Source organism: Hungatella effluvii (genome assembly GCF_003201875.1).
Lineage (GTDB): Bacteria > Bacillota > Clostridia > Lachnospirales > Lachnospiraceae > Hungatella > Hungatella effluvii.
Genome location: NZ_QJKD01000004.1, coordinates 338,302 through 350,505, shown reverse-complemented (window position 1 = coordinate 350,505; position 12,204 = coordinate 338,302). Strand labels below are relative to the sequence as shown.

The following is a 12,204-nucleotide window of genomic DNA, read 5'->3' as shown; positions in this document are numbered from 1 at the left end:
TGCCGGTGGTCTCATTTCTCGTTCCGGCGGTCCGCCATAAGACGAGTTACTGCTTCTCGATCCGTTCCGCCAGATCGTTAAGAATCATCCAGCGTTCCATCTTTTCTTCGAGAAGCTGTTCCTGTATTCTCTTTTCTTCCATCAATTCATTCAATTTCGTATAATTGCTGACACTTTTCTCAATCTGTGCATCCAGATCGGCGATTTTTTCTTCCACAGCTGCTATTGTATCCTCTATTGTGTCCCATTCTCTCTGCTCTTTAAATGAGAACCGGAGTTTTTTCTCTCCCTTGGGCTTTTCGGTGGTCTTCTTCCCCTCTTTTCCATCGGAAGGCTTCTTGCCGGCCCCCATTCCCGCTGGCAGCATCCCCTCCGGATACTTCTCCGCGAAAGCCGCCTGATAATCCGTGTAGCCGCCCTCATACTGAGCCACCCGGCCCTCGCCCTCGAATGCGAAGATCCGCCTTACTACACGGTCCAGGAAATACCGATCATGGGAGACCGTGATAACAATTCCCTGAAAGCTGTCCAAATAATCCTCGAGAATCGTCAGCGTCTGAATGTCCAGGTCATTGGTCGGCTCATCCAGAAGCAGGACGTTGGGCGCTTCCATCAGGATGCGAAGCAGGTATAACCTCCGTTTCTCTCCTCCCGAAAGTTTGTCGATCACCGTATACTGCACACTGGCTGGGAAGAGAAAGCGCTCCAGCATCTGAGACGCGCTTATGCTGCCGTCCTTCGTCTTCACATACTCTGCGGCACCGCGAATATAGTCGATCACCTTGACGCTTCCGTCCATGGCTTCATTCTCCTGGGAGAAATATCCCATCTTGACAGTCTGTCCGACTGTCACATGACCCGCATCCGGCTCCAGCCATCCGGCTATAATCTTCATCAGCGTGGATTTTCCGCTTCCATTGGGACCGATGATGCCGATGCGGTCATTTTTCAGGAAAATATAGGTGAAATCCCTCATCAGAACCTTGTCGCCATAGGCCTTGCTGATGTCCTCCAGCTCCACTGTCGTGCGGCCCAGCCGGCTGGAAACAGAGTCCAGCTCCACGTTCTGATCCGCCTCCGGCCCCTTCTGGTCCCTCAGTGTCTCAAACCGTTCAATATGGGCTTTCTGCTTGGTTGACCTGGCCCGTGCGCCGCGCTGCATCCATTCCAGCTCTACTCTTAAGAGGGACTGGCGTTTGCGTTCCGTGGCCTGTTCCATATCGAGGCGCTGGGCCTTCAGTTCCAGATACCCCTCGTAATTGGCCTGATAGCTGTATATTTTGCCCTTGTCCAGCTCCACAATCCGGTTCGTTACACTGTCCAGGAAATACCGGTCATGGGTTACCATTAAGAGCGCTCCGTTAAACCGGCGCAGATACGTCTCCAGCCAGTCCGCCATGGCGCTGTCCAGATGGTTGGTCGGCTCGTCCAATACCAGTAAATCCGCCGTGGAAAGAAGGACGCTTACCAGCGCCACCCGCTTTCTCTGGCCGCCCGAGAGGGTCTCCACGCGGTCGTCAAAATCCGTGAAGCCCAGCTTCGTGAGCATCGTCTTCGCCTGGCTCTCTAAGTCCCACATCGGAAAGTCCCCCTCACCTGCGTTCAGCGGATTGTGAGTGTGTCCCTCATTTTCACGGACAATGCTTTCCAGGATCGTATCGCCGTCATGAAACTTCGGATTCTGAGATAAAAACCGGATATCCAGATTACGTCCGCGCACCACGCTTCCGTCGTCCGGTTCCTCCAGCCCTGCCACAATCTTCAAAAGCGTCGATTTCCCCGTTCCATTGATCCCGATAAGGCCGATCTTCTCGCCCTCATTGATGCTGAAGCTGGTATCGTCAAAGAGCAGCCGCTCGGTGTATGATTTTGTTAAATGTTCTATCGTTAATAAATTCATCTTTGTAATTCGTCTCTCCGTTCCTTATTCATCGCCGTATAGAATCCACGCTTCTATTCAATCACCAGTTCCACCGGGCAATGATCGGAACCGAGTATCTCCGTATGGATATCCGCACTGACCAGCCTGTCCTTTAACGATTCCGATACGCAGAAATAGTCAATTCTCCAGCCTGCGTTCTTGGATCTGGCGCTGAACCGGTAGGACCACCAGGAGTAAATCTCCTCTCTGTCCGGATAGAACCAGCGGAAGGTGTCGATGAAGCCAGCCTCCAGAAGATCTGTAAACTTGCCGCGCTCTTCGTCTGTAAAGCCCGCATTCTTCCGGTTTGTCTTCGGATTCTTCAAGTCGATCTCCTTATGAGCCACATTTAAATCACCGCAGAAAATAACCGGCTTCTTCTCGTCCAGCCCTTTTAAATACTGAAGAAATGCATCCTCCCATGTCATACGGTACGGCAGGCGCGCCAGCCCGTCCTTGGAATTGGGAGTATAGCAGGTGACAACGTAATAGTCGGGAAATTCCGCCGTTATTACACGGCCCTCATGATCGTGCTCCTCTATTCCGATGCCGTACACAACCGATAACGGCGCCTCCTTCGTGAACATGGCGGTTCCCGAATAGCCTTTCTTCTCCGCGTAATTCCAGTACTGATGGTAGCCCGGCAGATCCAGTTCAATCTGTCCCTCTGAAAGCTTGCTCTCCTGTATGCAGAAAATATCCGCCTTCACTTCGTGAAAATAATCTAAAAAACCTTTACCTACGCAGGCGCGAAGGCCATTAACATTCCATGATATCAATTTTTTCATTTAACAGTCTCTCCTTAGACAATAGATAATGTAAGTATAGCATTTTCCTGGACAATAGAAAAGATTAATCTTGGTGGAAATTTTCAGATGAAAATTTCCGCCAGATCTGATCCATAAGAATCATTCTCAAGTTGATTCCGCTCTGTCGGAATGATATACTGCCACTGAATACATGAAAAGGAGGACTTATCTATATGAAGCATTTAAACAGGCTGGCCGCCCTCGCGCTGTCAGTATCCATGGGCATTTCCGGCTGCGCGTTTGCACCGGCGTCGTCCGCTTCTTCCGAGACAGTCTCTTCTACATATGAAAAAGATACGGATAACGGAGAAACCTTCTCCGCCGAATCAGCAGATAGCGAGGAAACTTCAATTGATGATACCGGGGAAGCTTTCCTTTCGCCTTCGGAACAGTCCAGTGAAACGGAGGAAGAAAACGCTTCAGAAACAGAATCCGAGAGAGCGGCCGCATTTGCTCTAAAAATAAAAAAGGCCGTTGCGTCGGCTGATATGGAAGGTTTTGCAGATCTTTGCGGCTATCCGGTCTACATATCCCTGGAATCAGGGGATGGCCGCGAGCTTGAGACACGGGATGACCTGATCGCCCTCGGCTCAGATACTCTGTTTACCCATAAGATGAAGGACACCATCGCAGCAGTACAGGAATCGCAGCTTGACTCCTACGGAGCTGGCGTGATGATGGGCGAAAACGGGGCGGTTGTGTTCAATGATGTAAATGGAACGATGATGATTACGGGAATCAATTTGTCTGACTGATCTGATGAGGAACAGGGCGTGGGGCACCCTGTCCTCTGGAGTTTATTTCATTCATGGGACAAACTTTTCTATGGATGAAAAAAGGGGTGCTCAGATAACCGGCACCCATAACTGAATATCACTTTCCCCCTTTTCGTCCAACCGTTCCCCATACCTTGCAAAATCATACCGTCTGCCGTCGTCAAACCGACAGGTGGATTCAGGAAACCACTCCCCATAGATGTATTCCACCACCGGCTGGAGGCTGTCCTCATTCCTTCCGCGGAAGGAAAACACAGCATAACGGCCGGCCGGGAGTGTAAATTCCTGCATTCCTCTGGGAACCGTGTGTTCTTCGGAGACCTCTGCTCCCGCAACATACCGGAACACCTTATCCATTCCCTGACAGGGATAATAAGAGTAGTCATTTACCCCAATCAGAAATTCCTCGTCCGTGCGGCCGGAGATCCGGTCCTTTTTCGCATGAAGCCGCCTCCAGCACCTACCGATCACAGAGAAACCGCCCTTTGTGGAACCGCAGCAGCCAACGATGGATATCGTCTTTGCCTCCGTCATGGCCACCTCGAGTATCCTGTCTCCCCGCAGTTTTTCCCGGCGGGAGACATCGTATTTCAGCTGCAGCGGGAAGAAATCACCTTTCTTCCGGTATTGGGATGGACTGTGTTTAAAATACTTCTGAAACGCCCTTGAAAACGAGCGCTGCGTTTCGTATCCGGAAGCCAGTGCAATTTCCAGAACAGGCCTTTCTGAAAACACCAGCATACGGGCCGCCTCAGTCAGCCTGCGCCTCATAAGATAGGTATGCATGGGAAAATCGGTAACAGATCCAAACATGCGGTGCAAATGGTATCTGGAATAGTTGAAAGCCGCAGCAATACTTTCTAAATCCAGCCGCTCCTCCATCAGATATTCTTCGATATAGTCAATGACTGCAGATATTTCTTCTATATTAGTTGGTGTGTGTTTCATCTTGTTGCTCATCTGATTACTCATCTTGTCATCCATTTTGCTCTCCAGCTTATCATTCCCATCAGCCGCCTCCTCGTAATTCGCAGCCCCCAATTCACTCGCCATGATCCCCGCCTCCTGTCTTTTCTTTATCATACCAGAAAACAAGAACATTTTTGTCACATTTCTTGCTGCCTGCAAGCTTTCCAACGGTCCAGTTTTTTTCCATTTCCCCTCCTTTTATCTCCCGTTCACGCCTTCTGGCTGTCAGACTTACAGCCGCAGGCAAAAAATAAGCCGGGAAATTCCATCAGAAGGAATTTCCCGGCCCTATAAAACTGCTAGTACGGCATTGCATAAATCCCTGTGATATAGCACTTGCTATCTACACAATGCCGTACTAGTTTTATCTATTTTCTTTTTTTGCCATCCATTTCTTCCGTTCTACGAAACGTCCCATGACAAAGGCCATGATGCCGACGCCGATTCCGGTCTGAATGCAGAACAGCAGGCTTTCCACCTCGCCCGGGAGTTCGCCCTGAATCAGGGTTTCCATTACCGGGGTGAACCACGGCTCATACTCTTCTCCACGGATCTCCGCCACCATCTGGCTTCCCGCATCGTCGGATCCGCCGAATTCTGCGCCTTTTAACGCGAACAGCGGAATAATTGCGATCAGGCAGGCAATGGCCAGTAAAACGGTTACAATCATTTTTTTATTCTTATCCATCTTATTTTGCCTCCTTGTTATGAGCACTTAGCGGACGTCCTTTGGCCGCTTACGTGCGATACATGCCATCTCCACTTAGTGAGGTCTTTCACGAACTTAGTGGTGTGGCTTTGCAAATCCGATACTGGAAAGCTCCGGCCCGGCGTAGGATTCCAGCGCTATGATGATAACAGTGGTGAGAAGTCCCTCAATGATGGCCAGCGGCAGCTGTGTCGGCGCAAACACGCCTAAAAACTTCGCCGCAGACAGAGCCACACCGCCCTGCTCTGCAGGATAGGCCAGCGCCAGCTGAAGGCTGGTTACGCAGTATGTAAACAGATCGCCAAGGGCAGCCGCAAGAAATACGGATACGTAGCGGTTTACCTTTAACTTTCCGCATAATTTATAGATCCCAAAAGCCACGAACGGACCAGCAACCGCCATAGAGAAGGTATTGGCACCCAGCGTGGTGAGTCCCCCATGCGCCAGTAAAACCGCCTGGAAAATCAATACAATAATTCCAAGGATGCTCACTGCCGACGGCCCAAACAGGATCGCCCCGAGACCGGTTCCGGTCATATGAGAGCAGCTGCCCGTAACAGACGGAATCTTCAGGGACGAAATCACAAAAATAAACGCCCCGGCCATGGCAAGCACGGTGATGTTCTTTCTGTTTTCACCCAGTGTACGGCGGATGGAAAAAAATCCGGCGGCCAGGAACGGCACACAGACAGCTCCCCATACCAGGCAGTAGCCCAAAGGCAGATACCCCTCCATAATGTGCATCGCATACGAGACCGGCATAACGCCGAACGTAAATGCAAATGCGACTGCAAGTGTCATGATTCTTTTTTCTTTCTTCGTCATCTCTATTCTCCCTTCAAAAAAAATAAGCACCTCATCCGATGATTCCCACTCATCAGACCGGTACTTTAACGACAGCCTCTTCTTCGCTCTTATCCCCTGTCTTCACAGAGATCTCCGATTTTCCGGACGCAAAAAAAGGCTTCGGCCTCCGGTCATCGCTCGTAACCGGACGCATCGTATCGCAACAGGCAGGTCTTCTGACTCAAGGTTCATCACAGCAGCTCATCTTCCCGGTTACCCAGTGATTTATCGAGCCCTGCTCCTCTTTTACAGCGGCGGGACCGTAAGGGATTTTCACCCTATTCCCTATTATCCTGCGGAGAATTTCACAGGCACCTCTTGCGTAATTCTATTGTATTGTACACGAAAACGGCTCCGGCTGTCAAATACATTTAACGCCGTCTGCTCTCATTTTCAAACTGCCTGCTTCCTGCTGCCGGCACAGCAGCCGTTCCAGTTCCTCTGTATCTTTTGCATATGAACCGTCAGGCACCAGTCCATGGGCCGCCAGCCGGCCGCACACGTCCAACAGTACCGGCTTTCTTAAGTTCGCCTGCGACACCACGCTTTCATCCTGGAAAATACGGCGCGGCGAGTCATCCGCAATCAGACGGCCCCCGGCAAATACCAACGCCCGGTCCGCCCATCTCCAGGCAAAATCCACATCATGGGTAGAAATCAAAAGAGTTTTCCCCATATTCCACAGCTTATCCAGAACCGCCTCGAATATTGCCGTATTCAGAGGGTCCAGCGAAGCCGTCGGCTCATCAAACAGGAAGAGTTCCGACTCCATCGCCACTATATCCGCGATACAGACCCGTTTCTTCTCACCGCCGCTGAGATAGTGAGGCGGCCTGTCTTTCATCTCTACTAAGTTCATACAGGCAAGGGCCTCATCCACGCGCCGTTTCACCTCCGCGGCCGGAAGCTTTAAATTCATGGGCCCAAATGAAACCTCCGCAGCCACCGTTGATGCAATAATCTGATTATCCGCCTCCTGAAACACAATTCCAACGTGCTTTCGCAGTTCATTCCGGTTCTTTTTTGTAATTTCGGTACCCCGGTATAAGATTTTCCCGGAATCTGGTGACAGCACACCGTTCAGATTCAGAAAACACGTGGATTTTCCTGCTCCGTTGGACCCCAGTACCGCGATCCGCTCACCCTTTCTGACCGATAAATTCACATCCTGGAGGGCCGTTTTTCTGCTGTCGTAGGAATAGCAGAGATGCTCTGTCTCCAGAATCACATCTCCTCTGTTCTCGTCCACATACTCACCACCTTTCCTCTCATTTTCTCTGTATCACTCCGATGTCGGACTACAGTAGAATCCACACTGCCGCAATCAGCAGTAAGTATCCTGCTGCCGCTGCCGCCTGGCTTCCCCTGATCCGCTTCTCTTCCTCTAGGAAACAGAGATCCCCGTCGTAGCACCGGGACAATAGAGAGTCATAATACGTGTCCGCCCTTTTTAACGATGCCACCAGCAGATTGCCGGCAGTGCTTCCGAAGGTACGGCAGGATGTCCTAAAATCGCAGGTTCCCAGCCGGGAAACAGCGGCCTGTTTCATCTGACTGTGGGTGTCGCTCAAAACGAAAATAAAGCGGTAAATCAGATACATCAGTTCCACAATCATTTTCGGTACGTGTATGCGCTTTAAGACTCCGATCATCTCACTGGCCGGCGTGGCAAGCGTCATCATGTACATGGCACTGACCGCCCCCAGCGCTCTGGTAAACAGCAGCACAGCCTGCAAAAGCCCGGCCTTCGTCACGTAGAGCGAAAACCATGGAACGCTTATATACCAGTCGCCGCAGGGCCTGCGCGAAATACCTGCGGCAATCGCCACGGTCCCCATAAAAAGAAAGGCGAGAGGAATCGTAAGCAGCTTTAAATACCGCGCAGGCGATAAGCCTCCCGCCATAACCGTAATGCAAGCCATGGTAAAGATTACAAATACCGACACCGACAGCTTGTCCGCCGCGATGCACAGACAGAGCGCCGCCATGCCCACCGCCATCTTAAGCCCCGCATTCCAGCTTCTGAGCCGCGACTCATAGGCATAGAAATCAATCGAATGCGCCGCATCGTGTTTATGACCTCTGTGAATTGGTTTCACCTCCCTTGATCTATTTACCGGCATTGGCCGATATGACCCATTATATAACGGGAGGAGGCGTATGGCAAATAAAATGGTAATTTATGCCTTCTGCCCTTTACACTTCCGATACCACCCATACCACACCGTAAAGAACACAATCCCATACACCGAAGCCAGCGGCACCGCCAGTCCAATATCAAACAGGCTGGCCCCATCCTTTAGGCTGAACACATACGACAGCGGCACCCTCACGAGAAACGATGCCGTTATTCCCTGCAGCATAACGGGAAGCGACATGCCGTGGCCGTTAAAGTAGCCGATATAACTGAATACAATACAGGTAAGTATGGCCTCCGGGCTGAATCCCTTTAAGTACTCCGCGCCCCGCACGATATAAGCCTCATTGGAGGTAAACAGCGACGCCGGGATATCCCCTCTGAAAAACGTAACCGCAAAGATAAACACTCCGACGCAGACGCCGAGCCCCATTCCCGTGAGCATTGCCTTCCTGGCCCGCTCCTCTTTGCCGGCCCCCACATTCTGCGCCACAAAGGCCGACATGGACTGCATCAGCGCAGAAGGGATCAACATGACAAAGGAAATGACCTTCTGGGCGATACCATACCCGGAGGACGCCTCAAGGCCGATTCCATTTACAATCGCACAGAGAATTAAAAATGATATATTTGTCAGCATTTCCTGAAGCGCCAGCGGTATCCCCAGCTTTAAAAATACCAGAATCTCACGGTTAAAGCGGATATCACTTTTCTTAATGGTGAAAGGCAGCTTCTGTCTGCGGATAATAAGCAGAGACAGAACCACGCTGACCGCCTGGGCCAGAATCGTGGCCAGCGCGGCGCCCGCCACATTCATGTGAAAGACTGCCACAAAAAGCAGATCTCCGATAACATTTACGATACAGGCGATCAGGACAAAAATCAGCGGCAGCTTCGAATTTCCCAGCCCGCGGAAGATGCCGCTGATCACATTATAAGCTACCACGAATACAATTCCCACGCCGCAGATTCTCACATACTGCACCGTCAGGTCGTAGGCCTGTTCCGGGGCATTGAGCAGTGATGCAAAAACAGGAGCCAGAAACAGGAGCAGGGCCATGATGACCGCCGTAAAAATCACAAAAAAACAGACCGTCCCTCCAATTACACCGCCGATCCGTTCGTTCCGCTTCTCTCCGAGGTAACGGCTGATTAAAACCGTCACGCCCATCACAAGAGCGGTAATCACAAATGTAACCAGATTGATGATGTTGCTCCCCGTCGCCACCGCCGAGATACCCGCATCGGTTCCAAACTGCCCCACAACGAGTAAATCTACCGCGCCGTACATCGCCTGCAGAATCAGCGCGCCCAGCACCGGGATCATAAATTTGACAAGCTTCCCCACGATACTTCCCTGAGTAAAATCGTCCGATAATGTGTTATTCTTTGACATACTTTTCTCCTTCTTATCGTTCCAGGTTCTCCAGCATTCTCTCTGCAACCTTCATAAATGTATTTAAATCTTCCCGGGAGATTCCCTCAACAAGCAGTCCCTCCGTCTTCTGGATCTCCTGCTGCAGCGCCATCCGGATGTCCTCCGCCGCCTCCGTAAACTGAATCTTCTTATATCTCCCATCCTCTTCACTGCTGACCCGCTGTATCATCTTTCTGCTCTCCAGCGTCTTCAGCAGCTCCGTAGCCGTCGATGGCCGCAGCCCGAACTCTTTCTCAATGTCTTTCTGGTACAGCGGCCGGTCTCTGCCGTCAACCAGGATAAAATCCAGAATCCGCCCCTGAACTTCTGTAATTCCGAAATTTTTTCCCATCTTTTCCGATCTGCGTCTTAGGCGTATGGAAATTTTATTGATCAGTTTTCCTGTATCCATCGTGCTTCCCCCTGTACTTAGCTGAATCTGAAGTCTATATAGTTCGGTTCCTAACTATTAGGTTATAACATATTTTCGGTAAATGTCAAGTGCAAATTTGATTCAAAAAAAGCGCCTCTCCCGCGAGTCAGACCCGCGCCGGAGAGGCGCACCCAATGCGAAGCACCTAAGCATTTAAATTCTTCACGGTTTCCCGTATTATCAGTCTGTTTTCCAGATAGACCCGCCGGTTATCGATGATTCCGTCCTCCAGACGGCGCAGCAGAATCCGCGTCCCTTCCCGGGCGATCTCGCCCATGTTCCGCTCCACGGTAGTCAGCTTCATATTCGCATAACCCGACAGATCCCAATTGTCGAAGCCCACCAGCGATACGTCTTCCGGCACCTTTAGGCCGACCTCGGTGACTGCCTCCCGGGCGCCGAATGCCATCTCATCGTTAAAGCTTAAAATTGCCGTCAGATCCTGTTCCAGAAGCCGCTTGGCCGCCTGATATCCGCTGGCATAGCGGTATGTACCGTGTTCCACCGGCAGACTGTCAGGATCCAGACCGTGTTTTGTCATGGAGGCGCGCCAGCCGCGGTGACGCAGCCTGGTGGAATCCAGATTCGAATTCCCTTCGATAATGCCGATTCTCCGATGTCCGTTTTCCAGAAGGCAATCCATGGCTTTTTCCATGGCTCCGGCCTCATCGGTGGTAACGTTAGGCACATCCAGAAATACCGTCCGGCAGATGGCTACCATGGGAATCCCCTTATTCAGGACTTCATCCATGAATTCCAGATCGTCGTCCTTCTGTGTAAGCACAATAATTCCATCCAAAAAGGAGGGATTCAGCGTCCCCGGCTCATGCATATCAATACCTTTTACAATGACATTATATTTGCTCCCCACCACGCTGTAGACCCCGGTCAGCACATCGTGCAGAACGAAGGGGGAACTCATCTTGCTGATGGTAGAGAAGTAAAGACCAATCACGTAGGACCGTGACATCTTCAGCTGAATCGCCGCCTGATTCGGCACGTATCCCATCTCTTCCGCGATTTTCAAAATACGTTTCTTTTTATCGGACTTGTCCGCATTCGGATCATTTAAGGCTCTGGATACCGTAGAGTAAGACACTCCCGCTTTTTTTGCCACATCCTTGATCGTAACTGCCATATCCCACACTCCCTGCCACAAATACGTAATAGATTTAGTATACCTTTGACGTCCGAAGATTGCAACACCTTAATTCTCTGAGTTTTACTTTAAAGGGAGGCAGAGGTTACAGCCCGGGAAGCAGAGACCGACCGGGCTGTGAACTGCACCAAACAAAGAAGGACGGAGGTACAACGCCTCCGCCCATTCACTTAACCCTTTACGCCGCCTGCCGCAATACCGTCGATAAACTGATCCTGAGCCAGCAGGAACACAATTAGAGACGGAATAATGGAAATCAGGGACATGGCCAGCACACGGTTCCACTCAAAGCCGGTATCTGCGTCCATGGACATCTTAACAAAGATGGACGCCGGGTAGCGGGCCGGTGTGTTGACATAAAGCAATGGTCCCATAAAGTCATTGGAAGACCACATAAACTGGAATAATGCACACGATACAATCGATGGCTTTAACATCGGCACGATCACATACCATAAGGTCTTGACAGAACCGCAGCCGTCGATGGTAGCCGCTTCCTCCAGCTCCTTGGGAATATTTCTTAAGAACTGAATCAGCATGAATACGAAATAGGTGTCCGTCGCAAACAGTGTCGGTACGATCAGCGCCAGATAAATCGGGGAATCGATCCAGCCAAACTTATTGAACAGGACGAACTGCGGCACATTTAACACGACCTGGGGAAGGAACAGTGTGGACATCAGAACTGCAAAGAGCAGTTTTTTGCCCTTGAACTCGAACCTGGCGAAGCCGTATGCCGTTACGGTGGCGGATACAATCGTGAATACCACCTTCGGTAAAACGATGGAATACGTATTAATCATGGCTTTAAAGATATCAATATCTCCGCCATAGCTTTTCAACGCATTCTTATAACCGTCCAGCGTCGGATTCTTCGGTATAAAACCAATCCCGCTGAATATCTCATTATTCGTTTTAAATGTAGCCCCAACCATCCAGATCAGAGGATAAATCATGATGAATCCCACTACGATCAGCACTACGTAGCGCACGATCGTATTGACAGTCTTTCTTGTCTCTCTCGTCAT

Annotated in this window: 12 protein-coding genes and 1 riboswitch; of the genes, 1 reads left to right on the top strand and 11 read right to left on the bottom strand. The window is 50.7% G+C overall.

What is annotated here, in order from left to right:
* Positions 1 to 46: 46 nt before the first annotated feature.
* Both DFR60_RS10205 and DFR60_RS10200 read right to left on the bottom strand, forming a co-directional pair.
* Positions 47 to 1,900: an ABC-F family ATP-binding cassette domain-containing protein gene (locus tag DFR60_RS10205; protein WP_110322799.1), complete on the bottom strand. Its 1,854-nt coding sequence runs from the start codon at positions 1,898 to 1,900 to the stop codon at positions 47 to 49.
* Positions 1,901 to 1,953: 53 nt separating this feature from the next.
* Positions 1,954 to 2,709, bottom strand: a complete 756-nt coding sequence (locus DFR60_RS10200) for an exodeoxyribonuclease III (RefSeq protein ID WP_110322798.1) — start codon at positions 2,707 to 2,709, stop codon at positions 1,954 to 1,956.
* Positions 2,710 to 2,903: 194 nt separating this feature from the next.
* Here DFR60_RS10200 and DFR60_RS10195 point away from each other — a divergent pair, with 194 nt between their 5' ends.
* Positions 2,904 to 3,485: a hypothetical protein gene (locus DFR60_RS10195; protein ID WP_110322797.1), complete on the top strand. Its 582-nt coding sequence runs from the start codon at positions 2,904 to 2,906 to the stop codon at positions 3,483 to 3,485.
* Positions 3,486 to 3,575: 90 nt separating this feature from the next.
* On the opposite strand, the gene DFR60_RS10190 is transcribed toward DFR60_RS10195, so the two are convergent.
* The 9 genes from DFR60_RS10190 to DFR60_RS10150 all read right to left on the bottom strand — a co-directional run bounded on the left by DFR60_RS10190 (position 3,576) and on the right by DFR60_RS10150 (position 12,204).
* The gene (locus tag DFR60_RS10190) at positions 3,576 to 4,559 is read right to left on the bottom strand and encodes an AraC family transcriptional regulator (RefSeq protein WP_243005033.1); all 984 of its coding nucleotides are present in this window, start codon (positions 4,557 to 4,559) and stop codon (positions 3,576 to 3,578) included.
* A 280-nt stretch (positions 4,560 to 4,839) separates the two neighbouring features.
* Positions 4,840 to 5,163: an energy-coupling factor ABC transporter substrate-binding protein gene (locus tag DFR60_RS10185; protein WP_110322796.1), complete on the bottom strand. Its 324-nt coding sequence runs from the start codon at positions 5,161 to 5,163 to the stop codon at positions 4,840 to 4,842.
* Between the two features lie 96 nt (positions 5,164 to 5,259).
* A complete protein-coding gene (locus DFR60_RS10180; RefSeq protein WP_110322795.1) occupies positions 5,260 to 6,009 on the bottom strand; it encodes an energy-coupling factor ABC transporter permease in 750 nt (249 codons plus the stop codon).
* A gap of 170 nt (positions 6,010 to 6,179) precedes the next feature.
* A riboswitch (cobalamin riboswitch) is annotated at positions 6,180 to 6,364 on the bottom strand.
* Between the two features lie 27 nt (positions 6,365 to 6,391).
* Positions 6,392 to 7,279 (bottom strand): energy-coupling factor ABC transporter ATP-binding protein, encoded by an 888-nt coding sequence (locus DFR60_RS10175; protein ID WP_110322794.1) that lies wholly within the window; start codon positions 7,277 to 7,279, stop codon positions 6,392 to 6,394.
* A gap of 49 nt (positions 7,280 to 7,328) precedes the next feature.
* Positions 7,329 to 8,153: a cobalt ECF transporter T component CbiQ gene (gene cbiQ / locus DFR60_RS10170; protein ID WP_110322793.1), complete on the bottom strand. Its 825-nt coding sequence runs from the start codon at positions 8,151 to 8,153 to the stop codon at positions 7,329 to 7,331.
* 57 nt (positions 8,154 to 8,210) lie between these two features.
* A complete protein-coding gene (locus DFR60_RS10165) occupies positions 8,211 to 9,563 on the bottom strand; it encodes an MATE family efflux transporter (protein WP_110322792.1) in 1,353 nt (450 codons plus the stop codon).
* A gap of 13 nt (positions 9,564 to 9,576) precedes the next feature.
* Positions 9,577 to 9,996: a MarR family winged helix-turn-helix transcriptional regulator gene (locus tag DFR60_RS10160; protein WP_110322791.1), complete on the bottom strand. Its 420-nt coding sequence runs from the start codon at positions 9,994 to 9,996 to the stop codon at positions 9,577 to 9,579.
* Positions 9,997 to 10,162: 166 nt separating this feature from the next.
* Entirely contained in the window at positions 10,163 to 11,155 is a 993-nt protein-coding gene (locus DFR60_RS10155) for a LacI family DNA-binding transcriptional regulator (RefSeq protein ID WP_110322790.1), read from the bottom strand.
* A gap of 191 nt (positions 11,156 to 11,346) precedes the next feature.
* Positions 11,347 to 12,204 carry a carbohydrate ABC transporter permease gene (locus DFR60_RS10150; protein ID WP_110322789.1) on the bottom strand — a complete coding sequence of 286 codons (858 nt, stop codon included), beginning with the start codon at positions 12,202 to 12,204 and terminating at the stop codon, positions 11,347 to 11,349.